Raw genomic sequence first — 26,877 nt, 5'->3', positions numbered from 1 at the left:
GACAGGATGAGGAATATGACTGACGCCCCGACGAAAACGCTCTCACTCGAAGAGGTGAAGGCATTGGCCAAATCTGTCCTTGTGTCCGCAGGCCTTGATGCACATAGCAGTGAAGTCATAGCAGATCTTGTACGGATGTCCGAACGCGATGGCCCCCGCAGCCATGGGCTGCGCTTGCTGCCGGTATATGCGCAATATCTGTCATCGGGTTACGCTAACCCGAAGGCTGCGCCGTCAATCCGGCGAATAGCGCCCGGTGTGTTACGTGGCGATGGCGACAACGGGTTCTATCAGGTAGCCGCATTGGCGGCACGGGCAGAGCTGATTGAGATGGCGCGCGAGAACGGGATTGCGGCCTTTACATGCGCCAATTGCCACCATCTGGGCGCGCTGCGCTTTGACACCGGGCCGCTGGCTGAGGCGGGGCTTGTGGCGTTGGGGGTCGTGAACTCTTTGTCCATGGTCGTGCCACAGGGTGGGGTGCGCCCGGTCTTTGGCACAAACCCGATGTCCTTTGCGTGCCCGCGTCCGGGGGGCGAGCCGATTGTCTGGGATCAGGCATCCTCGATGGTGGCTCTGATGGATATCAAGATGGCCGCGGCCGAGGGCCATGACCTACCGCGCGCCGGGGGGCTGGATACCGATGGCCAGCCCAGCACCGATCCGAACGCCATTCTGGAAACCCGCAGCCTGTTGCCCTTTGGCGAACACAAGGGCGCTGCCATTGCCTTCCTGATCGAGGTGCTGGGTGCGGCGCTGGCAGGCGGCACCTTGTCGGTCGACAATCAGGAACGCGAGTCCTTTGAGGCCCTCAACATCAAAGGCGGGGCAACCCTTATCGCTATTGACCCAAGCCGGTTCGGCAACCCGGCGTTCAACGATTACATCACCCGCATCTGCGCCGAGATCGAGGGCAACGGAGCCGCGCGCGTGCCCGGTGATGGGCGGCTGAAAAACCGCGCAGTGACCGAAGCGAACGGAGTTTCAGTTGCGCCGGACCTGCTGGCACAGTTGCAGTCGCTGTAGGAAAGGTCGCAGGACATGCCTGAATTGGTGGTGATCGGCGGTGGCGTCGTAGGTATTTCCTGCGCGTTGGCTTTGCAGGCCGAGGGGTTCGATGTCACCGTCATTGAACCGGGTCCGGTGGGTGAGGGGGCCAGTTGGGCCTCGTGCGGATGCATCGCCGTGGGCGAAATCGTTCCGCTGTCTCAGCCCGGAATGCTGATGAAAGTGCCCGGCCTGTTGATGCATCCCAAAGCGCCTTTGACATTGCGCCCAAGCTCGGCCCTGCGATTGACGCCGTGGTTCGCCCGATTTGTCGCCAATGCGCGCCCCTCGAAAATGCGGGCCATTGCGGCCGATTTGGCGCGGCTGACCTTTCTGGCAACTGCGGATTTCAAGGCGCAATTGGCTGATATCGGGCGCCCGGAACTGTTGGTAGAACGCCCTGTCATCAAGCTGTTTGACGGGGATGACGATCGCGCCAACATGGCCGCGGCCTTTGATCTGGCGCGCGAGCTGGGGTGCTCGATCGAAGAGGTCAGCGGCGGCGACGCACATGACATCGACCCGGCCATCGCGCCGGATTTCAAATACGCTGCCCTGCTGCGCGACTGGAGTTTCGTGACCGAACCGAAGCGACTGGTTGAGGCGCTGCACGAAGCCTACTTGTATCGTGGGGGAACGGTCATCTCCGGCAGCGCAATCGGCTTTGACCGGAACGGCCGTCAGGTAACGGCCGTAAAGCTGCAAGATGGTCGTACTATTGCTGCTGACGAATTTGTCTTGGCCGCAGGTACACGGTCCCGCGAGTTGGCTGCGGAATTGGGTGTTCCACTGCGGATCGAAGGTGTCATCGGCTATTCCACCGCCTTGAAGGACTGCGGAGTCGATCTGTCCCATACCGTGTTCTATGCGAAGGGCGGGTTCGGCATCACGCCTTATGATGGTGCGCTAGCCGTCGCCGGGACAATTGAATTCGCGGGTGTCAACGCGCGTCCTAACTGGAACCGCGCAGACATATTGGTGGAAAAGGCACGGCGGGTTCTGCCAGGGTTGCAGACGGGCAACGCCGAACGCCGGTTCGGACGACGGCCACTGACACCTGATACCCGGCCGATCATTGGTCGCAGCGGACGGCTGGCGAATGTCACTTTCGCAACGGGCCACGGGCAATTGGGTTTGACGCTGGGCGCGACAACGGCCCGGTTGGTGGCGGATGAGATTGCAAACCGACAGTCCCAGACCGACATACAGGCCTTCAGCCCGGATCGTTTTTCGGGGTGAGCGTGTGCGCTTGTGTCAGACTTTCATCGAACATCGCGAGGGCATGAACATTTCGATCATGGATGTTGGCCAGTGTGGCTGTTGCTAATCGGGATGGGTCAGGTCGGTTATCGATCTGGGGACGGGCTGGGATTTCGTCTGGGGCGTCGTAAATGCTACACGGCGGAACCGATGACGGACTTGCGGCTCTTCCGGGGCTACAACACATGGATTGAGAACGCCTATCTCGAGGTCGGCCCAGAACAGCTTTTTCAGCAGAACCGAAACAGACCGGATGAAGTCATCGACCATTTAGCGAAAAACTGGAACCGATTGAGGCGCGGTAAGCGCACCGCGTTACGATAGTGGTTTGAGTGGCCGTTCGGGCACAATGCTGTTGCGATTCGGTAACAGGGACTGCTGACTGTCTTCAAAACACTTTGATGGAATCGGCGCGGTTCAGTAAACGACAACCTCCATCCGGTCCATTGGACCCAGATCGTAACGCCAACCAGGAAAGGGACACACATGCTTATTCGTCATTTTGCCCTTTCGGGGCCGATCAATACCTAAGCTGAAATCAGATCAGTTTTGATCAAGTTCGTCGGCGCTTGGCCGACGTGTCTTTATACGTATTTTGGGTACTATCTCATGGGCAATTCTGTCTTGGATGGTTGCGCACCTGCTGTGTCCGGCGGTGGCATCATCACGAAATTCTATACATCTGCGGCCTGGATCGACGGACGGGCCGAGCAACAACTTGAAGAGATCGCCGGCCGGGCAGGGGTGCGGAAAATCGCGGCGTTTCCCGACCTGCACCCCGGTAAGCACGGGCCGGTCGGGTGTGCCGTTCTGGCGGATCGGATTTTCCCTCAACTGATCGGTAACGATATCGGCTGCGGCATGTCGCTGTTTCAGCTGGATTTGCCTCTGCGCAAGCTGAAGCTGGAAAAGGTGCTGCGGCGGATGCGGGTTCTGGGAGAGCCTGCTTCCCGGGACCATCGCGGGCGTCTTGAGGAAATCGACCTGTCCCCGGATCAGTTTGCCGCTTCTCTGGGCACGGTGGGTGGCGGTAATCACTTTTGCGAAGTGCAGACCTTGGCTGACACCGACGGAAGTGCCGACCTCGATAAGTCACGGCATTTTCTGCTGGTGCATTCCGGGTCGCGCGGGTTCGGCTCTGCCGTTCTCAACGCTTTGCCGCAGGATGCCTTCTCAGGCATGACCCCTGATAGCGCAGAGGCGCGGGCGTATGTGCGGGATCACGACAGGGCGGTCCGCTGGGCCAGCCTCAATCGCCGGATTATTGCTGAGCGCGCGTCCGAGGCGCTGCGGGCCGATCTGACCGTGCTGGTGGATGCGCCGCATAACCTGCTCGAACAGCGCAAGGACGGCTGGTTGCACCGCAAGGGCGCCGCTGTCGCAGGGGCAGGGTTTGTGCCTCTGGCCGGGTCGCGGGCAAGCCCCAGCTATCTGATGTCTTCTGTGGATCATGGTGATGCGCTGAACAGCCTCGCCCACGGTGCAGGGCGGCGGTATGACCGGTCCTCGATGCATGGTCGTGTGCGTGCAAAACGGTCCGATATCGAAGCCATGCAGCGCACGCCCTATGGGGGGCGCATCCTGTGTGAGGACCGCGATCTTCTGATCGAGGAGGCACCTTTGGCCTATAAATCGGCCAAGGCCGTCGCCGAGGATCTGGAACGCACGGGCGCTGCGCATTGTGTGGCAGAGTTCCATCCGCTTTTGACGTTCAAGAAAACACGCGAGCGGAGGTGGTCATGACTGCGGCTGGACACCTTACCCTCTTGATCACCAGTGGCAGCGGCCCGGCTGAGTGCCAACAGGCCGTTGCGGGCGTGCTGAATACGATGCGCCACGAGGCCGAGCTTCTCGCCGTGGATTTCGATGCAAGCGGATCGCCCACGAAACACGGGTTCAAATCGGCTGTTGTGTTGCTTGGCGGTGCGGATGCCGCGACCTTCGCCAGCCGGTGGCGCGGCACAATCCGGTGGCGGGTGAAAAGCAATCTGCGCCCGCAGCACAAACGCGCCAACTGGTTTGTCGGAGTGTTTGACCTTACCGCGCCCGCGCTGGCACCGGATCGGTTTCATGAGCGGGACGTTACGTTTGAGACCTTCCGGGCAGGTGGGCCCGGCGGGCAGCACCAGAACACGACGGACAGCGCAGTACGTGCGGTGCACGGGCCGACCGGGCTTGCGGCAGTTGCGCGCGAGGAACGCTCGCAGCATCGCAACAAGTCCCTGGCTTTGGCGCGCCTGCGGCAGTTGCTGGCCGCCCGGATTGCAGCGGATGAAGTTGCGCAGCGGGCCGCCCGGAACCAACTGCACCACGCCTTGGAGCGTGGCAATCCGGTGCGGTGCTTCAGGGGGCAGAACTTTTGCGAAGAACAGGGGGGCTAGATGGAAATGGTCGATCAATTCCTGACCAACGCGCTGGCCAGCGATTTCTTCGCGGGTGGTTTGGCGCTTGGGGCGTTCGGCGTGGTGGTGGCTTTTCTGCGTGTCGCTCTTATCGCGCTCTATCAAGTGGTGGTCAGGCGCATCTGGGTCAGCCTGACTTTGGACAACCGGAGCGCGGCCTATCGCCATTTCTGCCTATGGATGGAGCACAACAACATATTGGCCCATTCCCGGCATGTGCGTATGACGGACAGCAGATGGGCCAGCGGCACCAAGGGCTATGCGCCTGCGCCGGGGCGTCATTGGTTTTTCTGGCGCGGGCATCTCTGCCGGTTGGAACGTGGCATCAACGAAAAGGCAAAAGTGGGCGCGTCGCACAACCAACGGCCAATGGAGGTGCTGAACGTCACCGTCCTGTTCGGGTCGGTGCGGACCATGCTCGATTGGATATTAGAGGGGCGGCGGATCGCTCTGAGCAAGGACCGGATCGGCCCCGGCCTGCACATTTTGAAAGGAGACTACTGGGATCATGTCGGCGATGTCCCGCGACGATCCATCGATACCGTGCTGGTGGACGACAACCGCATCCAGTCAGTGCTGGACGACATGCGATGGTTCTATGGTGCGAGCGACTGGTACGCAGCGCGCGGTGTTCCGTGGCGGAGGGGCTATCTGTTCCATGGTCCGCCGGGCACGGGCAAGTCCAGCCTTATTCGCGCGCTGGCGTCAGAGCTGTCGCTGGATATCGCAACGCTGGATATTGGTCGTGCCACCCTGACCGACGATGATCTGCGCGAAGCGATGACATGTGCGCCGGCAGGGTCCCTGATCGCTATCGAAGATGTGGATGCCGTGTTTACGCAACGCGAGGGTGGGGAAAAACGATCAGGCGTCAGCTTCTCGGGCCTGCTCAACGCCATCGACGGTGTCGCAGCCCAGGAGGGACGGGCGCTGATCATGACGACAAATCACAAGGAAAAGCTGGACCCGGCTCTGATCCGGCCCGGCCGTGCCGATGTTCATACCGAACTCGGACTGGTAAGCGCGGCAACGGCGCGTCGCCTGTTCGATCGCTTCTTTCCGCGTGAAAGTGACCTAGGCACAATTTTCGAGCGGCAGTTGGGAGCCCGGAAGCTCAGCCCGGCCCAAATTCAAGGCTGGCTATTGGCCAACAGTTCCGATCCGAACATTGCTGCGCAGGTGTCAGAGCTTACAGGCGGCCCGCAAGATATTGCCGCTGAATAAGTCGGCACAGTTCACGTGGACCAAGCGACCCCTGATACGGCGCCGATCTAGTTTGAGGTTGTGAATACGTTCGGCCAACTTGATCTCAACCGTGCCGGTTGCCGTAACAGCTTGGGTATTGGTTAAAAACCCAATGGCGTAGCGTACGCCGGACAGACGGCGCAGGTTCGTTGCCGATGTGAAATGGCGGTCTTAAGGGCTGGCAAGAAAACTGCAGGAGACGACTCTGGTGGAAACGGCAGGCTGGCTTGCACCGGGTGTGGCCAATACGCTGCTCTTGCTGATCGAAACTTACGTGATCCACTGGGTGGCCGTGACGGCGGGTTATGCGGTGCCGATCAACATTCTGCTGTAGGCATCCGAGGTCAACGTCCTGGTGACCCTCGGGCCGCATCCACAGCTGGATATCCGGGAATGGGCGCTGGAATCCGTGATCAGGTCCTCGGTCTGATCCTTTTGCGCATCGCGCCTCCGGGACCACCGCCGGTTGAAAGGGGTCGTGGACTTTGCCGAGGCGATCCAAAAACAGCCGATGGACCTTCTGATCTTTAGCAAGGCGCGCTCGGGCGATCTGGGGAAACAGGATGCCGATGGCCGGATCTTTATTGCCGGTCGGTTCAAGGATCTGATCATCCGCAGTGGCCACAATATCGACCCCGCCATGATCGAGAACTTGATGACTGATCACCCCGCCTTCGCCGTTGCGGCGGCTGTCGGCAAATCCGACGCCTACGCGGGTGTACTGCTTGGCCCAGACAGGTAGTTATAGTGGACAAAGCTCCGCTGACCACCGTGGGCAAGATCTACAAACCGAAGCTTCGCGTCGAGGCTGCCAAGCCTGCCGTTACCGAGCTGATCTTTCTGGTGCACATAATTCCGGGTGCAGAAATCACCGCCACCGACGGCGGTGCCCGAGGAAGGCGCGTGTCCGTGACTCTGCCGGAACAGACCCGCTCTGCCGTTTCGGTGGTAGAGAATGCGCTGGCCGAGTATCTTTTCTCCGCCACGGTGCAGATCCGATAAGCGACGGAGGAGCGAAATAGGGGGTGTCGATTTCGACACCTCTCCTCCCCGATCAAAAGCACACCAGCGCTGGAAGGCCCACGACATTGGGGTTTTTACAGAGATAACGGATTAAATGCGCCCGGTGCGCCGCCAGCTCTGATCGTTCCAAAAATACGTGACATAACAACAGCGTCGGCTTCACATAGCGAAGGGATCCGAGCTTCATATTGAGTGCGAACTGTGAATAATCAACATCGTTGCAGATGCAACGATGTTGATTTACTCTACACCTAATATGCAACTCGATTCTTTTTTTCCCTATCGATTGGCCGTGGCGTCCGAAGCTTTCTCACGAAATCTGACGGACGTCTACGAGCGTGAACTTGGCCTTTCGCGAGAGGAATGGCGTTTATTGTTTCTGCTGGCGAACGCGGAAAGTGTCACCTCCCTCGACCTTGCGCGCCGCACAACGCTGGACAAAGTGCAGGTCAGCCGGGCCGCAAAGCGGCTTGATGAAAAGGGGCTGATCGTGCGCGAGATCTCAGACACGGATCGTCGAATTCGTGTGTATCGCTGCACGCCCGAAGGACTGCGTGAGTTCCAAGTTTTAGAGCCGAAGGTGCGGGAACGGGCAAATCGTATGCTTGACGCGCTGACCCCCGAGGATCGCGAGGCGCTGGAGCGGGGCATAACGGCGCTGATGAAGGTCGCCAAAACCGACTGACAAAGAGGGCAGAGACCGAAGTGACCTCTGCCCGTTCCAGTCACTAACGATCGTTGGCCGCAAGCAGCGTGCCCGTGCAGGGGCCAAACCCGATACGGTACCCGTCGCCATGGGCCGCGCCACGCAGGGTCAGCGTATCACCGTCTTCAAGAAAGCTGCGCGCCTCGCCGCTGTCCAGCGTCAGAGGTTCTTTGCCGCCCCAGCTAAGCTCCAACAGGCTTCCGCGGTTTTCCTTTTCCGGGCCGGAAATCGTACCCGATCCAAGCAGATCACCCACGCGCATTGGGCAGCCGCTGGTCGTGTGATGTGCCAGTTGCTGGGCCGCCGAATAATACATCTCGTTGTAGTTGGTGCGCGCGATAACCGTCTCTGCTGCACCATTCGGAGCCAGACCGACCTCAAGCGCGATATCATAAAGCATCGGGCCGGGCTCTTGTAGATAAGGTAGCAACTCCTTCTCACGCTCGGGAGTCGAGATGCGGAAGGGCTCCAGTGCCGCTTTTGTTACGATCCATGGGCTGATCGAGGTTGCTGTGGCCTTGGCCTGAAACGGGCCGAGCGGCTGGTATTCCCACGCCTGAATGTCGCGCGCGGACCAATCGTTCAACAGGACATAGCCAAAGATCATGTCATCGGCCTGCTGAACCGATACGGGGTCGTTCGAGGGCTGACCGACAATCGCGCCCATCTCAAGTTCCAGATCAAACCGCCGGGACGGCGCAAAGATCGGCGCCTCCATATCGGGGCCCTTCAGCTGTCCCCACGGGCGGCGCACATCGGTGCCGCTGACCACGACCGAGGACGCCCGACCGTTATAGCCAATCGGGATATGCAGCCAATTCGGGGGCAGGGCATTTTCAGGGCCACGGAACATGGTGCCGACATTGAACGCATGATTGCGGCCCGCGTAGAAATCTGTGTACTCGGAGACGTCGAACGGCATTGCCATCGTGACCGAGGCCATCGGCACCAAATAGGGGGTCAGTTCGTCCTGACGGGCCGAGCCAGCGGCCAGTGCCTCGGTCAGCATGGCGCGGAACTTTTCCCAAACCCCGGCGCCAAGCGCCATGAAGCCATTCCACGATCCGTTCGCAAACACGGCCGTCTCAGGCAGATCAACTTTGCCGTCCGCTTCCATCCGCGTGAGATCGAGGATCATGTCCCCAATGGCAACGCCACAGTGCAGCGTGCCCGCTTCGGTTCTGAAAACGCCGTAGGGCAGGTTGTTGAGCGGGAAGTCGGTCGCGGCAGAGTTTGCGCTTTCGACCCACGAGGGAAGCAGTTTCGTCATGATTTCACCTTTAAGCCGCGTCGGGCTGGTTTTCGGGGCGCGCGTCATTGAACGCGGCAAGGGACAGGGCGCGTTCCTCAATCTCGAGAAGGCGGGGGAAGGGGGACATATCAACGCCCCAGCGATGCGCATTGTATAGTTGGGCAACAAGGCAGATATCGGCGAGGTCGGGGGTTTCCCCGAAGCTGAACGCTGTGCCCTTTGGCAGCATGGCCTGATAGGCGGCAAACCCTTCGGTCATCCAATGGCGGAACCAGTCAAGCTGGCCGTCGGCAGTAAGCCCCATATGGGCCTTGAGGTAGGTCATGACCTTGAGGTTGTTCACCGGGTGGATGTCCATCGCAATGGTCTGTACGGCGGCCTGAACGCGGGCACGCATCAGTGGGTCTGTCGGCAGCAGCGGCGGCTCCGGCACGGTGGCGTCCAAATATTCGATGATCGCAAGCGACTGGGTCAGAACGGTGCCGTCCCCAAGGACAAGGGTCGGAACCCCCTTGCCGGGGTTGAGGGCGGCGTAATCGGGGGCACGCTGCTCTCCGGCAACCAGATTGACCGGAGAGGTTTCATAGCTGAGACCTTTGAGATTCAGGGCAATTCGGACCCGGTAAGAGGTCGTCGAACGCCAATAGGAATAGAGTTTCATGACCTCTTCCAGCATTTCTTAGCGTGTTGCCAAAACCCGTCAGCAATCAGGTCCCGCGCCGGATCAGACACCCGGCGCGGGGCCGTGCATCAGGTGGTTTTGTTAAGCTCTTTGGCGTGCAGCCAATCCGCGTGTTTTGGCGCTTTCTTGGTTTTTGACCAATCTTCGAGCATCAGCCATTTCACCTCGTCCATCCGCGCCAGCATCGCTTCTTCCTCTGGATCGGGGCAGGCCAGTTCAATCCGGTGGCCCGAGGGATCGAAGAAATAGATCGAGTGGAAGATCGAATGGTCGGTGACCCCAAGGACCTCGACGCCGTTGGCTTCCAGATGCTCCTTGAACTCGATCAGGGTTGCACGGTCTTTGACCTTGAAGGCGATGTGCTGCACCCAGATCGGCGTATTCGGGTCGCGGCCCATCTCGGGCTTGGTGGGCAGTTCGAAGAACGCCAGAACGTTGCCGTCACCCGCATCCAAAAACAGATGCATGTAGGGATCAGGCTCGTGGGTTGACGGCACGTGGTCCTCGGCAATGGCCAGAATGAAATCCATGTTCAGCATCTTGCCGTACCACTCGACGGTCTCCTTGGCATCTTTGCAGCGATAGGCGACGTGGTGAATTTTCTCGATTTTCATCGTGTCTTCCTTTCCGAAAGGGTTAGGTCTGGGTGGTTCACATCAGCCCCACAAGCCAGAGTGACAGTGAGGGAATGAGGATGAGCAGGGCCAGCCGCAGGATGTCAGCGATCCAGAAGGGCAGTACGCCCTTGAAGATGGTCGCCAGCGACACGTCCTGAAGAACGCCTTTCAGTACGAAGACATTCATGCCGACCGGGGGGGTGATCAGGCTGATCTCGGTTGCGACAACAACGACGATGGCGAACCAGATCAGCGCATTTTCGGGATCAAGCAGCAGTTCGTTGGCAAACTCCAGCTCGAACATCAGCGGATAGAAAACCGGCACCGTCAGCAGGATCATCGACAGGCTTTCCAGCACGCAGCCAAGCACCATGTAGACCAGAATGATGAACACGATCACGGCCCAGACCGGCATTTCGTTGTCGATCACAAAGCTGGACAGCGCATCGGGCAAGCCGGCGAAGTTGATGAAGTTGGTGAACAGCTCGGCCCCGATGATGACGGCGAAGATCATTGCCGTGGCGCGGATGGAGTCCATAGTCGCGGCGAAAAACCCGCTCCAGGTCATGGACCGCAAGGCCACAGCGATCAGCACCGATGCACCTGCGCCCATGCCTGCGGCTTCGGTGGGCGTGAAGAACCCGCCATAGATTCCGGTCATGATGAACAGGAACAGGCCCAGTACACAGAAGACGCCAACCAGATCGGTGCGGCTCATCGGTTCGGTGTTTTCTTCCTCGGGCGCCAGCGCGGGGTTCACACGCACCGCGACCATGACCGCGCCCAGATAAAGCACCACACCGATGATGCCCGGGATGATCCCGGCGATGAACAGCTTGGCAATGTTGGTTTCAGTAAGAAGCCCATAGATGATCAGGATCACCGAAGGCGGGATCAGGATACCCAGCGTGCCGCCCGCCGCGATCGACCCGGTGGCCAGCCTGTCGTCATAGCCAAACTTGCGCATCGAGGGCATCGCGACCTTGGACATAGTTGCCGCCGTCGCCAGCGAGGACCCGCAAACGGCGGAGAACCCCCCACAAGAAAAGACCGATGCCATGGCGAGGCCGCCGCGAAGCTTGCCGAACAGCCGATCAGCGCCTGCAAACAGGCCATGCGCCACTCCGGACCCGGCAAGCACGTTGCCCATGAAAATAAAGAGAGGAATAACCGACAGGCTGTAGGACAGCGCAGTGTCGAACGCCACCTGGCCGGTCATCGCCCAGGCCGGCTCCCAGCCACGCATATAGGCAAAGCCGAACCCGCCAACTGCCGCCATGGCAAAGGCGATCGGCACCCGCAACAGGATCAGCCCCAGAAGGACGGCAAAACCGATCAACGATTCAATCATGGCAGAGCCTCCGGAGGGGTTTGATTGGTGTCACGCACTTTCGGCGGTTGCAGGCCGCGCAGAAAGGCGATGAAGGCCGAGACCATGCAGGATACACCCGCCAGATAGCCAAAAGGGGCCAACGGAATTTCCAGTGCGTTACTGACCGCGCCGTCATGGGCTGCCTTGGCCGCATGGGTAAACAGCCGCCAGGCGAAAGTGGCCAAAAGGGCCGCCGAAAACAGCCCGGCAAAGGCCGTAAGAAAGCGCTGGGCATATTTGCCGAGGGCCATGTTGAGCAAGTCGACTTCGATATGTTCGCGCCGCTCTGTCGTCAGAGGCAGGGCCAGGAAAACCAGTGCTGCAAGCAGAATTTCAGTAAGCTCGAACGCGCCGGCCAGCGGCGCATTCAAAAAGTAACGCCCGATCACATCCACACACGTAATGAGGATAAGGCAGAACAGGATCAGAGCGGCGCCGACACCAAGCGACCTGTCAAGCAGCAGCCCGATATCCAGCCCCTCTTCCGGGGGCTGGTCGGGGAAACGATGGCGAAGCCGCTCCATGGATCAGAAGTCCACGCCAGACTGCTTGCGCAGTTCTTGCAGGGCTGCTGCCCCGTCATAGCCATCCGCCGAGATCGCTTCGGACCACGATGTTTCGGCGTTTGCGGCCTGAGACTTGATCGCATCAACCACAGCGGCTGGCGCGTCATAGACTTCGATCCCGGCCTTTTCAGCCGCTGCGCTGCCTTTTTCGTCGGCACCGACCCAGGCTTCACCCACCAGCGCGGCAAAAGCCTCGCCCGAGATCGCTTCGATCGCGGCTTGGTCCTCAGGGGAAATCTCGTTCCACTTGTCCTCGTTCATGACCATGAACCAAGTGGTGTTATAGAGACCGCCGGGCACTTTCATCGTGTATTTGACGTCTTCGGTCAGTTTGAAGGCGGCAAGGGCGTCATAGGGGAAGGTCACCCCGTCAATCACGCCGCGCGACAGTTTCTCATAGACCTCACCCGAGGACATGAAGAGCGTTGTGGAGCCCATGCCCGACATCAGATCGGAGATGTAACCACCGGGAACGCGGATCTTCAGGCCAGCAAAGTCATCTGTTGTTTCGATCTTGCGGACGTTGTTGTGCAACATGCCCGGGCCATGCACGAACAGTCCCAGAAGCTTGGTGCCCTGATGTTCTTTCTGCGCTTCCAGCGGACCGGCGTAAACATTCCAGAACGCCTTGGAACCAGCAACGGCGTCATCGCCGATGAAAGAGAACTGGCCGATGCGTGACCGTGTGAAACGGTCATCCGTGGTAAAGGAATGCAGGCCATAGGTAATGTCGGCAATACCGTCAGCGGCCATGTCATAATGCGCCGGCGGCGGTCCCAGCGGTTTGGCCAGAACACGAACGGTCACGCGACCATCCGTGACCTCTTCAACCTGTTTGGCCCAGGGCTTGATCGCGCCGGCCACGATCGGGTGGCGCGGTGGCAGCCAGCTGGACAGGGCCAGGGTGGTTTCGGCCATTGCGCTCGTTGCAAGCGACAGGGCGATGGTTGTTGCGCCAACGCAGGCGAGGGTACGGGTTATCAGGCTCATTTTCATAGTCTCCTCCCTATGAAGTGTTAGATTTCGGCGGCTTTGATCGCCTCGGTCAGAACCGAGCGATCGCCGATGTGATTGGCCAGGATCAGGATCAGCCGGGCACTTAGTGCGTCGCTTTGGTCTTTTTCCAGCCCGTCATGGGCGGCCAGAAGTTCAGCATAGAAATCATCGACGCCATCGATGTTGGGGGTCAAGATCAAGTCAGTCATGGGGCTTACTCCTTGCCGACTGCGCGCCGGATCGAGGCGCGGATTGCATTTTCGTCAAAGCCGGGGCGGCGGGCGGCTACGTGCTGATCCGGGCGGATTAGGTATACCGCGCTGTCGGCATCGCCGAGATACCGCTTTTTCAGAGCGCCGGTTTTGTCATCCTTGACCGAAAGGGCCAAGCGCGTGACCTGAACGCCGTCTTCCTCGATCATGTCGGGGGCATCGGCATCGATGGTCAGCAGGATGAATTTGTCGCCCAGTTTTGACAGCAGGAAATCGTCGCCCAGCGGTGCGTCCGGGCATACCGAGCCGGGGCGTGACCGTTCGGGGCCATCCAGAGCATCTGCCGAGTTGAGCGGCGAGCCGTCATAGGTGCAGGGCACCGACAGGCGACCGGAGTTCACCATGGGGCGCGCAAATTCGTACTTTTCGGAAAGGGACAGTACGGCGTCGCGCAGAAGGCGGCTGGTCTCAGATTTCGGGGTGATGAAATCGGTCGAGCGGGTTGAGTTCAGAATGTTCTCATCCGCGCCGTGGATTCGCTCGATGTCATATGTATCAAGCAGGGTTTCAGGGGCTTCACCGCGCATCACCATGCCCAGTTTCCAGCCGAGGTTGTCGACATCCTGCATACCCGAGTTGGCGCCGCGCGCGCCAAAGGGTGACACCTGATGCGCCGCGTCCCCGGCAAAGAACACGCGACCCTGGCGGAAGCTGTCCATGCGCTTGCACTGGAAGGTATAGATCGAGGACCAGACCATATCATATTCGACACCGTCGCCCAGGAACGCGTCGAGACGGCGGCGGATATTTTCCTCTTTCATCTCTTCGGTGCGGTCGACGTCCCAGCCGATCTGGAAATCCACGCGCCAGACATCGTCGGGCTGCTTGTGCAGCAGGGTGGACGCGCCCGATCCGTGGGTCGGTTCGAACCAGAACCAGCGTTCGGTCGGAAAGCTGTCGTTCTTCATCTTGATGTCGGCAATTAGGAAACTGTCCTGAAACACTTTGCCGGTGAAATCCAGATCCAGCATCGTGCGCAGAGGTGACGAGGCCCCGTCGCACCCGATCAGCCAATCCGCCTCAAGCGTATAGGGGCCATCCGGCGTCATGATCGATAGGGTGACGTGATCGTTGTGGACTTCGACCGCGTCCACGCGGTTCTTGCCGCGGATTTCAATCGGTGCGCCCTGCGCCTGCAGTTCCTCAAAACGGTCGAGCTGGTAGCTTTCGTAATAGGGCTGCTGCATGTTGATGAAGGCGGGGTATTCGTGGCCTTCTTCGGGCAGCAGGTTGAATTCGAAAACCTGGTCGTCCTTGTGAAAGACCTTTCCGAGGTTCCAGACTACCCCTTTGTCGACCATCGGTTTGCCGCAGCCATAGCGGCCCGCAACCTCAAGGCAGCGTTTGGCGAAACAGATCGCGCGGGACCCCATGCCGACGCCTTCGTGGTCATCCAGCACAAGTGTTGGAATGCCTTGACGCCCAAGATCAAGTGCGGTCGCCACGCCGATCGGCCCTCCGCCCATTACCACGACGGGATGGCGGACCGGTGCTGCGGCGTCTTGATCGGTCGACTTCTTGTAGGGGTAACGCTTGTAGGCAAGCGTGTATCTGTCATCGAACATCGGTTTGGTCCTCTGGCTGCGCGCGTTTCGTTTCGCTTGGACGCCCGGCCAAAACGGCCGGGCTGGTTGCCTTAGCCCTGCAGGGCCTCCCACATTTCCAGATCGCGTTGGGCGGTCCAGATGCGGGGCGTGTCGATGCCGCGGGCCTCGTCATAGGCGCGGGCGACGTTGAATGGCAGGCAGTGTTCGTAGATCGCGTATTCAGCGAATTTCGGATCGCATTCGGCACGAACGGCGTCCCAGGCCTCTTTCAACGACCCTCCACGGGCCGCGACCTTCGCCGCCGGTCGGTAGGTGCTTTCGACGAAATCACGGGTGTTTTCGATGGCGGCATTGACCATGTCCTTGCCGACCAACGCGTCGCCACGACCCGGCGCAATCGCGTCGACGTCGAACCACTTGATTTGGTCCAGCGTATCGCCCCAATCGTTGAAATGCCCATCTCCGCAATAGCAGGCCGAGTGGTATTCGACGATGTCGCCGGTGAACATGACGTTCTGATCCGGCACGTGGATGACGATATCGCCCGCAGTATGGGCCCGGCCCAGATGCATCAGATCGACCCGGCGATTGCCAAGGTAAACGGTCATCGTGTCGCTGAAGGTGGTGGTGGGCCAGGTCAGGCCGGGAATGCTCTCATGCCCTTCGAACAGGCGGGGGAAGCGTTGAAATTCGCTGTCCCAATCTTCCTTGCCGCGTTCCACGACCATCGAACGCGCCATGTCGGACATGAGGATCTGCTGCGCGCCGAAAGCACTGGCCCCCAGCACGCGGACGGCGTGATAGTGGGTCAGCGCCACATGGGTGATGGGTTTGTCCGTGACCGAACGCACACACTCGATCACCTTGTTGGCCAAGCGCGGTGTGGCCTGCGCCTCGACGATCATCACGCTATCATCGCCGATGATCACGCCTGAATTCGGATCGCCTTCGGCGGTGAAGGCATACAGGCCCTCGCCGACCTCGGTGAACGAGATCTTCTTTTCCGACATGTCCCCCTGGGACGCGAATGCCTTGGCCATGTGTATCCTCCAAAGGTGCGATGCTGCCTGGGTTCGGTCAATTTCACCGAATTTAAGCATATTGTTGCGTTTGCAACAAAGTCGTTTCATTTGAAACAAAAGTCAACGAAAATCCGAACCCCGATGAACCGGGGGGCGTACATCCCTTTGTTAACAATGGCTTCCAAGTCCCTCCAATGGGCAGGCTTAGGGTGCAAAAGTCTTTGTGGCGAAGATTGAGCGGAAATTGACGGCAAGCCCTGCTGCATGTTTCGCTCGGATTTCTGGTGCGGGTCGGAATAATGCCTGGCCGGTCGATTCGCGTCCCTTGAACTATGAACGGGACTGAATTTGCTGACGCATCCAGATGTGACGTTCCGAGGCACCTGATGGAATAGGTCAGATGCAGGAAATCGTATTTGTCGTCACCGCGAAGGGCGGGGCGCCTTTCGGTGCTCCGCAACCCCTATCGGGTCAGGAGAAGGAGCGCTGGACCCCGACTAACACCTGCATGAACGTCCGTTAGGTTCTGCTGATAACTCCGTTCTCGACCCACTCGTCAAACTGGGCCAAAACGGTGTCGCAAAATGCGGCGTCGTTGATGTGGGCGTCCAGTTCGGTCATCGGCACTCGACCCGGTAGGACCTTGCGGGCCTCGTCAACCATGTCAGCAAGCGCTTTGGGGTCATGGGCTTCTCCGCCTTCTTTGTCCCATGCTTCCACGCCTTGCATCGGCAGGAAGAAATGGACCGGCCCGGTTGCTGCTTCCAGCCGGTTTGCCAGTTCTCGCATCCAGGCCCGGCGTTCCTCGCCGTTGAAGACCGAGCTTTTGATCAGGCGGTTATGCTCGTGAAAGGGGCGGTCTGCATATTGGTCGGGTATCTCTTGCCAGCCCGCAAAGTCCAATAGGTCAAGCGCGCCCGGTGCAACCATTTGCGGCGTGCCAGCGCGCCCAGCGTTGGTCACACGATCCTCTCCGCTGGAGACAACGGAGCCTGCCAGCATGTTTCCGAATTCCTGCATGCAGAAATCCATCACGCAGGCAAAGGCGCCCTCGGCGGCCAGTTTCTCGAACGCCATGCCCCCCATTCCTGTCGAGTGAAACACCGCGACCTCAAAGCCGCGCTCTTCCAGTGCAGGTTTGAGGGTTTTCATGTAGCGCAGGCAGGACGAGCCAAGGCTGGTCATGCCAATCAGCGGTTTGCTACGATCCGGCGCGATGGCGGCTTTGGCAGCGCCGACCACGGCCCCCGCGGCTTGCGCCAACGAAGACCGGCAGATTGAGTTCATACCATACAGCCCCCCGGCCCACAGGATCATCTGGATGTCCGGGGCCAACCGATGTGGCGGAATCAACGGTGAAAAGCTGACGGTTGAGACGATGTATTTTGGCACGCCCATTGGCAGTGCCTGTGCGCAATCCAGCGCAAGGTCGGTGCCCATGGTGCCGCCCGTGGCCAGCATCCCATCGAACCGGCGGTCGGCATAGGCCTTTGCCACTGTCTTAGCGGCCCCGGCGGACATGACACGGAACGCCTTGTTCTCATCCCCCAGCGCGATCACCTCGTCGATGGTCATGCCTTCGGCGGCGGCGACGACGTGTTTCGAGATATCGGTCGGCGTCTCCGGATCGCCCAGAACGGATACGTCCATTGTCAGTACATCCGCGCCCTGTGCCCGCACGACATCCTCGATGAACCGCATCTCGGGGTCTTTGGTGTCGTATGTCCCAATCAGCAGGATCGTTTTGTTGGTCATGGTTTCCTCCTGTCCGTGCGATTTATCCGAGGTAGCGTGTCAGCAGCTCTCGGGCGGTGTCTTTGAACCGCATATTGCGTGCCTCTGATCCATCTTCGCCCATCCGGGACGAAATCCAGCCCACATACGTCACCGCGCGCAGAGCCATGAACAGATCGAGATTTTCGGTGTTGAGCGTCCGTTCTGTGCGGTATCCCGCCAGCAGGGCTTCTCGCAGAGCGCCATAGTCTGGCTCGTGCAGGTTTTTCAGCAGCGTTGTGGCGATGTCGAACAGGCGGAACCCGAACCCGGCATCGTCGAAATCAATCAGCCAGAGTTTGTCGCCCCGGACCATCACGTTTTCGCGCACCAGATCGGCGTGGATCAGGCCGTAGTCCAACTGATCTTCAATCCGTCGCAAATGTGTGTTCGCTGTCTCGCGGAATGCGGTTAACAGGGTGCGATCCTCATCCGAAAGGGTGGGGTTTTCCCAAAACCGATCCCACAGAGGCGCGTTGCCCAGAAGCCCGGCGCGGTCCCAGGACCAGCGCGTAAAATCATCAGGCCGGACCCATGCATCGCTGGTCTCGTGCAGCTTTGCCATCTCACGCCCGAGGGCACGGAATATCCCGGTGCGGTCGTCATGGTCTATCCCGGTTCCGGTCGAGCCCAGAAGGCGACCGGGCAGCCAGTCCAGCATATCGACCTGAACGCCGTCCAGCAGATGCAGATAGCCGCCATCCGTGGCCGGTACGGGGGTAGGGACGCCGACGCCCTTGTTACCAAGCTCGGCAATCCATTGCAACTCGGACCGCAGGGCGGCATCCGAATGCAAACTCTGACGGTGCAGGCGCAGGGCAAATCTCTTCGTGCCGGTCTGAACCCGGTAGACATGGTTTTCGCGGGCCGCGATCAGCGACCATTCGGCGCCGTCCATGCCCCAAAGAGTCAGGGCGTGCTTAACAATCGGGGTCATAGGGTCAGCGGGGTTTCGGCCAAAACCTCGTCCAGCGTGTCAAACAGCAGATCGGCATTCTCTTTCGAGAACGGCATGGGCGGTCGGATTTTCAGCGTATTCTTGTGACGGCCAAGTTTCGAATGGATGATCCCCTTGTGCCGCATCGCGTTGATCACCCGATCGGTGAATGCGCTGGCCGGTTCCTTCGTTTGACGATCCAGCACCATCTCGGCCCCGAAGATCAGGCCCGAGCCGCGCACGTCGCCGATGAACTCGTATTTCTGCTGCAACGCCACCATACGTGCGCGGGCGTGATCGCCGACCGTTTTGGCGTTGGCAACAAGGTTTTTGTCCTCGATCTCTTCCAGCACCGCCATAGCTGCGGCACAAGAGACCGGGTTGCCGCCAAATGTGTTGAAGTACCGATAGCCCTTGCGGAAAGTGGCCAGAACCTCGCTGCGCGTCACCACACCGCCCACCGGATGGCCATTGGCCATCGGTTTGCCCATGGTCATGACGTCCGGCACCACACCCATTTTCTGATGCGCCCACATATGGGTGCCGGTCCGGCCAAAGCTGGATTGCACCTCATCACAGATCAGCAGGCCACCGGCCCTACGTACCACCTCGGCCACGGGTTTCAGCCAACCGTCGGGATGGTCGGGGAAGCCTTCGTTGAGGAAATAGGGGCAGACCACCAAAGCGGCAAAGCCGATGCCGGACTTTTCATGCTCGGCAATCTGTTCGGCCACGGCATCGGCGAACTTGCGGCCGTCAGGATCCGGATTGCGATAGCTGTCGGGCGCCTCGACAAACCGAAAATACTGACCCAGACCAAAGCCAACCGTCGGCACGTTCGATTTGCTCAGCTGGCTGACCAGTGAGGTGTTGCCGTGATAGGTCGCATCCGTGGCGATGATACCGCGTTTGCCGGTCATGCCCTCGGCCATGCGCAGGGCGATGTCATTGGCCTCGGACCCGGTGCAGGTCAGGATGGCGGTGTCCAGCGAGGCATCCATCGTGCCGGTCAGCTTTTCGACATAGTCCAGAATGCCGTTATGCAGATAGCGGGTATGGGTGTTGAGCGTCGACGCCTGACGGCAGATCGCGTCGACCACGCGCGGGTTGCAGTGACCGACATGCGGGACGTTGTTGTAGCAATCCAGATACTTGCGCCCGTCCGCATCCCACAGCCAGACACCTTCGCCCTTCACTAGATGAAGCGGCTCATCATAAAAGGTCGAGACATTCGGGCCCAGCAATTTGGCCCGGCGTTCAACAAGTTCGGCGGATTTCGCGGAAAGCGTCATTCGGGTGGCCTTTGGTCAGAGTTTTATCCAGGCGGTTTTCAGGTCGAGATATTTCTCGAGCGCGTGCAGAGACTTATCATGCCCGTTGCCCGACTGGCGCATCCCACCCAGCGGTACGGTCATGTCAGACCCGCCATAGGTATTCACGTGCACGACGCCTGCGCGGATACCTGCGATCATGCGGTGCGCGCGGCTCAGGTTCGAAGTCCACACGCCCGAGGACAGGCCGTAAACCGAGTCATTGGCCAGCCGGATCGCCTCGTCCTCGTCCTTGAAGGGCGTCACGGCGAGGACCGGGCCAAACACCTCATTCTGGAATAGGTTGTCGGTGGGTTTCACTCCGGTCATCACCGTCGGCGCCATATAATAGCCGCCGGTTTCCTCAAGGATGCGCCCGCCACCGGTACGGCGCTCGGCGCCCTCTGCCTCGGCCTTGGCGACGAATTCTAGATTGGAGTCCAGTTCGGGCAGCGAATGAACAGCGCCGATTTGCGTGTCCAGATCCAGCGGGTTGCCGACCCGCATCGCCTCGGCATGTTTGACCAGTTCGGCGACGAAATCGTCGTGGATGTCCTCTTGCACAAGCAGGCGCGACCCGGCGATGCAAATCTGGCCCGCGTTGCGGAAGATGCCGCCTGCAGACACTTTGGCGGCCTCGCTCAGGTCCGGGGCGTCGTTGAAGACGATGTTGGGAGATTTGCCGCCCAGTTCCAGATAGCAACGTTTCATGTTTGAGCGTGCCGAATACTCCAGCAGCCGCCGACCTGTCGCGCCCGAGCCGGTGAACACCATGATGTCCACATCCATCGACAGCGCCAGCGTTTCGCCTACCACCCGGCCCGAGCCGGTGACGACGTTCAGCGCCCCGTCGGGCAATCCAGCCTCGGCTGCCAGTTCGGCCAATTTCAGCAGTGAAAGGGAGGCGCTTTCGGCAGGTTTCAACACCACCGAATTGCCGGTGGCCAGCGCCGGGGCCAGTTTCCAGCTGCCGATCATCAGCGGCATGTTCCATGGCACAATCGCTCCGACCACGCCGACCGGTGCGTGGTGGATCAGGCCCAAAACGCTTTCCGCCGTGGGGGCGATCTGGCCATAGACCTTGTCGATCGCCTCGGCGTAATAGCGGAACGTGCCAGCCGCCGACATCGGTTCGGCCTTCATGGCCATGGTAATCTCGGTGCCATTGTCACGCACACCCAGAACCGCCAGTTCCAGAGCGTGCTTTTCGATCAGGTCGGACAGTTTCATCAGCACTTTCTTGCGCTCGGCCGGGGAGCGGCGCGACCAGCGGCCATCTTCGAACGCTGCTCTTGCGGCGACAATCGCTGCCTCCATATCCGCCGGGGTACCTTCGGCAATCTGGGTCAGAACTGCGCCATCAACCGGCGACAGCACATCCCTGTGACCGCCTTCCGAGGCAGCGACCCAGCGTCCCCCGATGAAGTGCGAACGAGTGGACAGAACCTGAGATCGCAGGGCGTCAATATCGGATTGGTTCATGGCAGGGTTACCCTTGCTGATTGGGGTGATCGGAATCGACCGGTTGCGCGGTCGGCTCGGGTTTCAGCTTGTTGCGGAACTCGTAGTACAGCGTGCGAAAATGCAGCAGCAGGATCAGCACGATCAGCGCCGTCAGGATCGCCGCAATCGGGCGGTCGACGAAATCGAGCGGGGATTTGACCCGCGCCATGGCGCTGCGGAGCTTGACCTCCATGATGCCGCCCAGAACCATGCCCAGGATGATTGGCACAATCGGCAGGTCCAGCCGTTTGAGGATCAGGCCGAACACACCAAACCCGGCTGCAATGGCGCAGTCGGTGATCGAGTTGCGCAAGCTATAGACGCCAACAAAAGCCAGGATCAGGATCATGATGCCCAAAAACCGGGTCGGGATCTGGATGATCTTGAGCAGCAGGTTGGTCGAGAACAGCAGGAACACCAGAACAATGACGTTCAGCAGGACCAGCGCCATATAAAGCGCCATCACAAAGTCCATCTGGTTTTCGAACAGCTGCGGACCGGGGATGACGTTGTGCACATAGAACACCGACAGCATCATTGCGGTCAGCGCCTCGCCCGGAATACCCAGCGCCAGCAGCGGGATCATGGCAGCGCCGGGAACGGCGTTGTTGGCGGCCTCAGACGCCACCAGCCCCTCGGGTGAGCCATCTCCGAATTTGTCGGGTTTTTTCGAGGTTTTCTGCGCATAGGTGTAGGACAGGAATTGCGAGGTGAACTCACCCGTGCCCGGCACCATACCCATGAACACGCCGATGCTGGAGGACACGGTGGCGACCCGTTTGATACCCAGAAGCTCTTTGAGGCCGGCAAAGATATTGCCGCTGACATGCGCCTCGCCCGGAGCGTGGTTCTGTTCCAGCAACAACAGCAGCGCCTGGCTGATGGCAAACAGGCCCAGCACGACCACGATCAGGTCGACCCCCGAAGCCAGCCAGCTTTGGTCAAAGGTAAAGCGACGGGTGTATTTGACAGGCTCAAGCCCGACGGTGTTCAGGAAAATCCCGAAGGCAGCCAGCATACCGGCGGCAAAAATCTGTCCGCGGTGGGCGAGGATTACCAGAATGATCCCCAGAAGGGCGGCCAGGAAAATCTCTCGGCTGCCGAAATGTGGTGCGATTAGCGCCAGAACCGGAGACAGGATCATTAGGCAGATGATGGCAAAGACACCACCAAAGAACGACGCGGAATAAGCCAGTGACAACGCGCGATGCCCCTGTCCGCGTTTGGTCATCGGATAGCCGTCATAGGTGGTTAGCGCGTTCACCGCGGTGCCCGGCGTGTTGATCAGAATGGCGGGAATGGCGCCGCCATACATGGACGAGCCATAGATGCCCAGCAGCAGTGTCAGGCCGACAATGGGCTCAAATGCGAATGTAGCGGGCAAAAGGATGGCAATCGCCACCGCCGCGCCGACGCCGGGCAGTGCGCCGATGATGACCCCACCGATCGAGCCGATCAGAAGGGCGACGATCACCTGCCATTGCGTCAGAATAGAAAGTCCGGACAGAAACGTTTCCATAGCGACCCTCAGAGATAAGTCAGCGCAAAGGCGCGTACGGTTTCCGGCAGGTATTCATAGATGGCACCTGCGGGGATTTTGACCTGCAGAAAGGCGCGGAAGATGACCGTCACCGCAACACCGAACGCTGCCGCAAGGCCAATGGCCCCGGCACTCCGGAACCCGGTGCGGATTGCAAGAAAAACCGCGAACAGAACGGTGGATGGCAGGTATCCCAAAAGGGGGACAATCGCGACATAGACCAGAAAATAGGCGACGTATTCAAAGGACCGCAGCCAAAACGCCACCTCGGGCCAGCGCCCCGGAATACGGTCTGAAATGGCCGAGCTGAGCCAGTGCAGAAAGGCAAAGATGGCCATGGCCCAAAGCGAGACCATCGGCCAGAAGCCGGGTTGCGCAAACCACTTGGTTCGTTTGACGACCTGGGTCTGCTCACCCAGTTGGGTCAGTAGGAAAACAGCAAAAGCCAGAAAGGCAAAAGCAAAAACAACATCGCCGGGGCGGCGGTATCGTTTGAACATGTCTTGCAGCGTTTTGGCTATCATGGTCCCCTCCCTGACCGCTGAAAAAGTCGCGCGGAAAACGCCCGCGCGACCTTGTGGTTGGTTTATTCGCCCACGAGGGCCTGGATGGCGCCAATCGTTTCGCTGTCGCTTGCGATCTGGGCGTTTGATGCGTCGGCATCCAGCCAGTAGATCAGAACGCCTGTCTCACCGATCAGGTTCTGAGCCTTCTCGGTCTGCAGCGCCTTTTGTGCTGCGGCGGCGATTTTTTCGCGTACTTCTGCCGGGGTGTCCTTGTGGACGAACAGACCGTTCCAAAGCGCCACATTCAGATCGGGGTGCAGTTCGCTGACCGTTGGAGTGTCTGGCGTCAGGCTAATGCGCTCGTTGCCGATGCTTGCCAGAACGTTGACGTCGTCCAGGCAGGGCAGGATCAGTTGCAACGTGGTGTTGATCACATCGACATCGCCGGAGGCCAGCGTGTTGCAGTCCAGCGCATCAAATGCAGCCTCGCTGGCAAAATCAAAGCCCGAGCTGATGGCGGCGGCAAATGTTACCTGAGTGGGCGGCAGGAACGAGCCGAAGTGACCCAGCGCCACGTCGTTTTCCTTGCCATAGGCGACCAGTTCTTCCCAGTTGGTGAATGCCGCGTCTTTGCCTGATGCAATCACGAACGGATAGGTCATGAAAATGCCGATCGGCTCGAACGGGTTGGGGGACAGTTCGGGAATGCCGATCTGGGGACCGCCGATGGGAACGTCCGTCACGAAGGACCCGATGGTATACCCATCCGCTGGGGCGGTTGCCACTTCGACAGCGCCGGGGAACGGGCCGCCGCCACCGCCGGGCTTGTTCACGACCGCGGCAGGAACGCCGTACATCTCTTGAAACTCGTCCGCGATGATCCGTGTCAGAACGTCTTCCAGATCGCCCGGAGGCCACGGAACGACAAAGGAAACCGGCTTCTCTGGATACTCGGCCAGTGCGGCGGTTGCGGAAGCAACAAACGCTGCGGCTGTTAGAACTTTCTTCATTGACACCTCCCGTTAGTGGTTCAATATTTGATCCGCGTTAACAAGAATAATGTTGCTTTGTTAAGCTTGTTCTGTCAAGTATTACCTTAATGGGAGGATGTGAATCATATGGGTACCGCCCTGAACGCCTTGAAAATGCTAAACTACTTTTCGAACGCTCGGCCGGAGATTGGGCTGAGTCAGTTTGCGCGGTTGTCCGGATTGAACAAAGCCACCGCGCTGCGCCACCTTCGGGCGCTTGAAGAATACGGGCTGATCGAACAGAACCCCATGACCAAGTCCTACGCGGTTGGGCCCGCCGCGCTGCGTCTGGCGGCGTTGCGCCAGATCGCCCGTCCCGGCATCGAGAGTGCCCGCCAGAGAATGCAGGTCGCGATGCAGGACGTTGGCGAAAGCCTGCATCTTTCGCTGCTTGAAAAGGATTCGCTTCAAACCGCGCTGGTGGTCGAAACGAACCGCCACAGCGTGCGGGTCAGCCTCGACCCTAGCGAGATTCTTCCGATCAATGCGACCGCATCAGGTCTTTGTATGCTTAGCTTTGGACCATCCTTCTTGCTGGAGCGTCTCGGGCAGGAAGAGCAAGTGCGATACACGGACGCCACGCTGACCGATCCGGCCAAAATCAAAGAGCGGGTCGCGACGATCAGCCGAGCCGGTTGGGCGAACAGCAGTGGAAGCTATGAAAATGGCGTTTTTGGCTATGCGGCCCCCATATTCGGCATTGATCAGGTGGCGCTGGGAACCATTGCGATTGCCGTTCCCGAAGGCCGTGCCGACGACGAACGGCTACCCGAAATCCTAACCGCCCTGCACGCTCTTTCGACTGACCTGACCGCAAGTTTTGGCGGTCAGCTACCCGATACATTTCCAACCGAATTCCACCCTTGAACGGGTGGACACAAACCCCGGAGACCCGAGACATGAAAGACTCGAACTTTCTGAAAGAAAACAACGCTCGTTACTTCTGGCACCCGATGGCGCACCCCGCCGATAGTCAGAAGAACCCGCCGACCATTCTGAATGGCGGTGAGGGTGTCAGTATTATCGATGTCGATGGTCACAAAGCGCTGGATGCCGTCGGGGGGCTTTGGAACGTCAATCTGGGTTATTCCTGCGAGCCGGTAAAGCAGGCCATTGCCGATCAGCTGAACGCGCTGCCCTATTATTCGACCTTCCGTGGCACCAGCAACGACAAGGTGATCGAGCTGTCGTATGAGCTGGCTCAGTTCTTTGAGCCTGACGGCCTGACCCGTGCGTTCTTTACCTCGGGTGGCTCGGATTCAGTCGAGATCGCGCTGAAACTGGCGCGGCAATACCACAAGGTGCGCGGCGAGGCCGGGCGTACCAAGTTCATCAGCCTAAAGCAGGGCTATCATGGCACCCATTTCGCGGCCGCCTCGGTCAACGGCAACCAGAAGTTCCGCGCGGCCTACGAGCCGATGATGCCGGGCTGTTTCCATGTGCCCGCCCCGTGGACTTATCGCAACCCGTTTGACGAAACCGATCCGGAACGCCTGGCGCAACTCTGCGTCAAAGCGCTTGAGGCCGAGATTGCGTTTCAGGGGGCGAACACAGTTGCTGCCTTTATCATGGAGCCGGTTCTTGGGGCGGGTGGCGTGATCCCACCGCACAAAAGCTTCATGCCGATGGTGCGCGACGTGTGCTCGAAACACGGTATTCTTCTGATCTCGGATGAGATCATCACCGCCTTTGGTCGTACCGGCAGCGAAAGCGGCGCGCGGCATTGGGGCGTGCAGCCCGACATCATGACCACGGCCAAGGCCATCACCAACGGCTATTTCCCGTTTGGCGCGGCGATGATCTCGGGCGGCGTTGCAGAGGTGTTCGAAAGTGACACAACAGGTAAGGCGTCGGTCGATCAAGGCTATACCTATTCCGGCCACCCGGTTGGTGCCGCAGCAGCCCTGGCCGCGCTGTCCGAGATCAAGCGCCTGCGTGTTTGGGAAAACGCCGCCGCGCGCGGGGAGGAACTGTTTGCCGGATTGCAAAAGCTGGCCGAGAAATACGATGTCATCGGGGATGTGCGCGGTGGCGAGGGGCTGATGTGCGCGCTGGAACTGGTCTCGGATCGAGCGACCAAGGCGCCTGTCGCCAAACACCTGCCGCTTCAGGTTCAGAAAGCTGCCTATGAAGACGGTGTGATGGTGCGCGTGTCCGGCAACAACATCATCCTGTCACCGCCGCTGATCATCACCTCCGAGGATGTGGCCAAGATCCTGTCGGCGCTGAATACCGGTCTGGCGACTCTTTAACCACCACTCACCTGAC

Annotated in this window: 27 protein-coding genes; 11 read left to right on the top strand and 16 right to left on the bottom strand. The window is 59.7% G+C overall.

Translation table 11 applies throughout. The features are described 5' to 3' along the window. Window positions 1–15: 15 nt before the first annotated feature. The 9 genes from ACR0KW_RS06000 to ACR0KW_RS05960 all read left to right on the top strand — a co-directional run bounded on the left by ACR0KW_RS06000 (window position 16) and on the right by ACR0KW_RS05960 (window position 7,662). On the top strand, window positions 16–1,026 hold the full coding sequence (locus tag ACR0KW_RS06000) for an Ldh family oxidoreductase (RefSeq protein ID WP_480804168.1): 1,011 nt from the start codon (window positions 16–18) through the stop codon (window positions 1,024–1,026). 15 nt (window positions 1,027–1,041) lie between these two features. Further along, window positions 1,042–2,286: an NAD(P)/FAD-dependent oxidoreductase gene (locus ACR0KW_RS05995; protein ID WP_480804167.1), complete on the top strand. Its 1,245-nt coding sequence runs from the start codon at window positions 1,042–1,044 to the stop codon at window positions 2,284–2,286. A gap of 630 nt (window positions 2,287–2,916) precedes the next feature. Then, the gene (locus ACR0KW_RS05990) at window positions 2,917–4,050 is read left to right on the top strand and encodes an RNA ligase RtcB family protein (RefSeq protein ID WP_480804166.1); all 1,134 of its coding nucleotides are present in this window, start codon (window positions 2,917–2,919) and stop codon (window positions 4,048–4,050) included. Further along, a complete protein-coding gene (gene prfH / locus ACR0KW_RS05985) occupies window positions 4,047–4,688 on the top strand; it encodes a peptide chain release factor H (protein ID WP_480804165.1) in 642 nt (213 codons plus the stop codon). The genes ACR0KW_RS05990 and prfH overlap by 4 nt, the downstream gene beginning before the upstream one ends. Beyond that, entirely contained in the window at window positions 4,689–5,933 is a 1,245-nt protein-coding gene (locus tag ACR0KW_RS05980) for an AAA family ATPase (protein ID WP_480804164.1), read from the top strand. A 229-nt stretch (window positions 5,934–6,162) separates the two neighbouring features. Next, entirely contained in the window at window positions 6,163–6,288 is a 126-nt protein-coding gene (locus tag ACR0KW_RS05975) for a hypothetical protein (RefSeq protein WP_480804163.1), read from the top strand. A gap of 132 nt (window positions 6,289–6,420) precedes the next feature. Further along, a complete protein-coding gene (locus tag ACR0KW_RS05970; protein WP_480804162.1) occupies window positions 6,421–6,696 on the top strand; it encodes a hypothetical protein in 276 nt (91 codons plus the stop codon). A gap of 5 nt (window positions 6,697–6,701) precedes the next feature. Continuing rightward, a complete protein-coding gene (locus ACR0KW_RS05965) occupies window positions 6,702–6,956 on the top strand; it encodes a hypothetical protein (RefSeq protein ID WP_480804161.1) in 255 nt (84 codons plus the stop codon). Between the two features lie 253 nt (window positions 6,957–7,209). Next, complete coding sequence (locus tag ACR0KW_RS05960; RefSeq protein ID WP_480804160.1) at window positions 7,210–7,662, top strand: MarR family winged helix-turn-helix transcriptional regulator; 453 nt, start codon at window positions 7,210–7,212, stop codon at window positions 7,660–7,662. A 43-nt stretch (window positions 7,663–7,705) separates the two neighbouring features. On the opposite strand, the gene fahA is transcribed toward ACR0KW_RS05960, so the two are convergent. From fahA to ACR0KW_RS05880, 16 genes are all read right to left on the bottom strand, one after another. Further along, window positions 7,706–8,953, bottom strand: coding sequence for a fumarylacetoacetase (gene fahA, locus ACR0KW_RS05955; protein ID WP_480804159.1), 1,248 nt, complete (start codon window positions 8,951–8,953; stop codon window positions 7,706–7,708). A 10-nt stretch (window positions 8,954–8,963) separates the two neighbouring features. After that, entirely contained in the window at window positions 8,964–9,596 is a 633-nt protein-coding gene (gene maiA, locus ACR0KW_RS05950) for a maleylacetoacetate isomerase (RefSeq protein WP_480804158.1), read from the bottom strand. Window positions 9,597–9,685: 89 nt separating this feature from the next. Beyond that, a complete protein-coding gene (locus tag ACR0KW_RS05945; RefSeq protein WP_170328687.1) occupies window positions 9,686–10,231 on the bottom strand; it encodes a VOC family protein in 546 nt (181 codons plus the stop codon). Between the two features lie 37 nt (window positions 10,232–10,268). Continuing rightward, window positions 10,269–11,585, bottom strand: coding sequence for a TRAP transporter large permease (locus ACR0KW_RS05940; RefSeq protein ID WP_170328686.1), 1,317 nt, complete (start codon window positions 11,583–11,585; stop codon window positions 10,269–10,271). Then, window positions 11,582–12,130, bottom strand: a complete 549-nt coding sequence (locus ACR0KW_RS05935) for a TRAP transporter small permease (protein ID WP_480804157.1) — start codon at window positions 12,128–12,130, stop codon at window positions 11,582–11,584. Before ACR0KW_RS05935 ends, ACR0KW_RS05940 begins: the two co-directional genes overlap by 4 nt. Window positions 12,131–12,133: 3 nt before the next feature. Beyond that, the gene (locus ACR0KW_RS05930) at window positions 12,134–13,162 is read right to left on the bottom strand and encodes a TRAP transporter substrate-binding protein (protein WP_480804156.1); all 1,029 of its coding nucleotides are present in this window, start codon (window positions 13,160–13,162) and stop codon (window positions 12,134–12,136) included. A gap of 26 nt (window positions 13,163–13,188) precedes the next feature. Then, entirely contained in the window at window positions 13,189–13,377 is a 189-nt protein-coding gene (locus ACR0KW_RS05925) for a DUF2783 domain-containing protein (protein WP_480804155.1), read from the bottom strand. Between the two features lie 5 nt (window positions 13,378–13,382). After that, window positions 13,383–15,005: an FAD-dependent oxidoreductase gene (locus ACR0KW_RS05920; RefSeq protein WP_480804154.1), complete on the bottom strand. Its 1,623-nt coding sequence runs from the start codon at window positions 15,003–15,005 to the stop codon at window positions 13,383–13,385. Between the two features lie 71 nt (window positions 15,006–15,076). Continuing rightward, window positions 15,077–16,027, bottom strand: coding sequence for an MBL fold metallo-hydrolase (locus tag ACR0KW_RS05915; RefSeq protein ID WP_480804153.1), 951 nt, complete (start codon window positions 16,025–16,027; stop codon window positions 15,077–15,079). A gap of 501 nt (window positions 16,028–16,528) precedes the next feature. Next, entirely contained in the window at window positions 16,529–17,764 is a 1,236-nt protein-coding gene (locus tag ACR0KW_RS05910) for a Tm-1-like ATP-binding domain-containing protein (protein WP_480804152.1), read from the bottom strand. 22 nt (window positions 17,765–17,786) lie between these two features. After that, window positions 17,787–18,719 (bottom strand): phosphotransferase enzyme family protein, encoded by a 933-nt coding sequence (locus ACR0KW_RS05905; protein ID WP_480804151.1) that lies wholly within the window; start codon window positions 18,717–18,719, stop codon window positions 17,787–17,789. Continuing rightward, a complete protein-coding gene (locus tag ACR0KW_RS05900) occupies window positions 18,716–20,011 on the bottom strand; it encodes an aspartate aminotransferase family protein (RefSeq protein WP_480804150.1) in 1,296 nt (431 codons plus the stop codon). Before ACR0KW_RS05900 ends, ACR0KW_RS05905 begins: the two co-directional genes overlap by 4 nt. Before the next feature lie 15 nt (window positions 20,012–20,026). After that, window positions 20,027–21,511 carry an aldehyde dehydrogenase gene (locus ACR0KW_RS05895; protein WP_480804149.1) on the bottom strand — a complete coding sequence of 495 codons (1,485 nt, stop codon included), beginning with the start codon at window positions 21,509–21,511 and terminating at the stop codon, window positions 20,027–20,029. Window positions 21,512–21,518: 7 nt separating this feature from the next. Beyond that, window positions 21,519–23,051 carry a tripartite tricarboxylate transporter permease gene (locus ACR0KW_RS05890; protein ID WP_480804148.1) on the bottom strand — a complete coding sequence of 511 codons (1,533 nt, stop codon included), beginning with the start codon at window positions 23,049–23,051 and terminating at the stop codon, window positions 21,519–21,521. An 8-nt stretch (window positions 23,052–23,059) separates the two neighbouring features. Continuing rightward, window positions 23,060–23,596 carry a tripartite tricarboxylate transporter TctB family protein gene (locus ACR0KW_RS05885; RefSeq protein WP_480804147.1) on the bottom strand — a complete coding sequence of 179 codons (537 nt, stop codon included), beginning with the start codon at window positions 23,594–23,596 and terminating at the stop codon, window positions 23,060–23,062. Between the two features lie 62 nt (window positions 23,597–23,658). Further along, entirely contained in the window at window positions 23,659–24,588 is a 930-nt protein-coding gene (locus tag ACR0KW_RS05880) for a tripartite tricarboxylate transporter substrate binding protein (RefSeq protein WP_170328675.1), read from the bottom strand. Window positions 24,589–24,696: 108 nt separating this feature from the next. Here ACR0KW_RS05880 and ACR0KW_RS05875 point away from each other — a divergent pair, with 108 nt between their 5' ends. Then, a complete protein-coding gene (locus ACR0KW_RS05875) occupies window positions 24,697–25,476 on the top strand; it encodes an IclR family transcriptional regulator (RefSeq protein WP_170328674.1) in 780 nt (259 codons plus the stop codon). 32 nt (window positions 25,477–25,508) lie between these two features. Then, window positions 25,509–26,861 carry an aminotransferase class III-fold pyridoxal phosphate-dependent enzyme gene (locus ACR0KW_RS05870; protein WP_480804146.1) on the top strand — a complete coding sequence of 451 codons (1,353 nt, stop codon included), beginning with the start codon at window positions 25,509–25,511 and terminating at the stop codon, window positions 26,859–26,861. Window positions 26,862–26,877 lie beyond the last annotated feature (16 nt).

The sequence above is a fragment of the Ruegeria sp. CG11 genome, from assembly GCF_056537245.1.
The sequence above is the reverse complement of the archived record's forward strand: the minus strand, read 5'-3'. Positions and strand labels throughout refer to the sequence as shown.

Excerpts from the sequence above, each read along its gene's own strand:
- ACR0KW_RS05875 (WP_170328674.1), top strand. The coding sequence starts at position 24,697 with ATGGGTACCGCCCTGAACGCCTTGAAAATGCTAAACTACTTTTCGAAC.
- ACR0KW_RS05980 (WP_480804164.1), top strand. The coding sequence starts at position 4,689 with ATGGAAATGGTCGATCAATTCCTGACCAACGCGCTGGCCAGCGATTTC.
- ACR0KW_RS05900 (WP_480804150.1), bottom strand. The coding sequence starts at position 20,011 with ATGACGCTTTCCGCGAAATCCGCCGAACTTGTTGAACGCCGGGCCAAA.
- prfH (WP_480804165.1), top strand. The coding sequence starts at position 4,047 with ATGACTGCGGCTGGACACCTTACCCTCTTGATCACCAGTGGCAGCGGC.
- ACR0KW_RS05940 (WP_170328686.1), bottom strand. The coding sequence starts at position 11,585 with ATGATTGAATCGTTGATCGGTTTTGCCGTCCTTCTGGGGCTGATCCTG.
- ACR0KW_RS05885 (WP_480804147.1), bottom strand. The coding sequence starts at position 23,596 with ATGATAGCCAAAACGCTGCAAGACATGTTCAAACGATACCGCCGCCCC.
- ACR0KW_RS05945 (WP_170328687.1), bottom strand. The coding sequence starts at position 10,231 with ATGAAAATCGAGAAAATTCACCACGTCGCCTATCGCTGCAAAGATGCC.
- ACR0KW_RS05935 (WP_480804157.1), bottom strand. The coding sequence starts at position 12,130 with ATGGAGCGGCTTCGCCATCGTTTCCCCGACCAGCCCCCGGAAGAGGGG.
- ACR0KW_RS05930 (WP_480804156.1), bottom strand. The coding sequence starts at position 13,162 with ATGAGCCTGATAACCCGTACCCTCGCCTGCGTTGGCGCAACAACCATC.
- ACR0KW_RS05960 (WP_480804160.1), top strand. The coding sequence starts at position 7,210 with ATGTTGATTTACTCTACACCTAATATGCAACTCGATTCTTTTTTTCCC.
- ACR0KW_RS06000 (WP_480804168.1), top strand. The coding sequence starts at position 16 with ATGACTGACGCCCCGACGAAAACGCTCTCACTCGAAGAGGTGAAGGCA.
- ACR0KW_RS05905 (WP_480804151.1), bottom strand. The coding sequence starts at position 18,719 with ATGACCCCGATTGTTAAGCACGCCCTGACTCTTTGGGGCATGGACGGC.
- ACR0KW_RS05880 (WP_170328675.1), bottom strand. The coding sequence starts at position 24,588 with ATGAAGAAAGTTCTAACAGCCGCAGCGTTTGTTGCTTCCGCAACCGCC.
- fahA (WP_480804159.1), bottom strand. The coding sequence starts at position 8,953 with ATGACGAAACTGCTTCCCTCGTGGGTCGAAAGCGCAAACTCTGCCGCG.
- ACR0KW_RS05870 (WP_480804146.1), top strand. The coding sequence starts at position 25,509 with ATGAAAGACTCGAACTTTCTGAAAGAAAACAACGCTCGTTACTTCTGG.
- ACR0KW_RS05995 (WP_480804167.1), top strand. The coding sequence starts at position 1,042 with ATGCCTGAATTGGTGGTGATCGGCGGTGGCGTCGTAGGTATTTCCTGC.
- ACR0KW_RS05910 (WP_480804152.1), bottom strand. The coding sequence starts at position 17,764 with ATGACCAACAAAACGATCCTGCTGATTGGGACATACGACACCAAAGAC.
- ACR0KW_RS05990 (WP_480804166.1), top strand. The coding sequence starts at position 2,917 with ATGGGCAATTCTGTCTTGGATGGTTGCGCACCTGCTGTGTCCGGCGGT.
- ACR0KW_RS05920 (WP_480804154.1), bottom strand. The coding sequence starts at position 15,005 with ATGTTCGATGACAGATACACGCTTGCCTACAAGCGTTACCCCTACAAG.
- ACR0KW_RS05890 (WP_480804148.1), bottom strand. The coding sequence starts at position 23,051 with ATGGAAACGTTTCTGTCCGGACTTTCTATTCTGACGCAATGGCAGGTG.
- ACR0KW_RS05895 (WP_480804149.1), bottom strand. The coding sequence starts at position 21,511 with ATGAACCAATCCGATATTGACGCCCTGCGATCTCAGGTTCTGTCCACT.
- maiA (WP_480804158.1), bottom strand. The coding sequence starts at position 9,596 with ATGAAACTCTATTCCTATTGGCGTTCGACGACCTCTTACCGGGTCCGA.
- ACR0KW_RS05925 (WP_480804155.1), bottom strand. The coding sequence starts at position 13,377 with ATGACTGACTTGATCTTGACCCCCAACATCGATGGCGTCGATGATTTC.
- ACR0KW_RS05915 (WP_480804153.1), bottom strand. The coding sequence starts at position 16,027 with ATGGCCAAGGCATTCGCGTCCCAGGGGGACATGTCGGAAAAGAAGATC.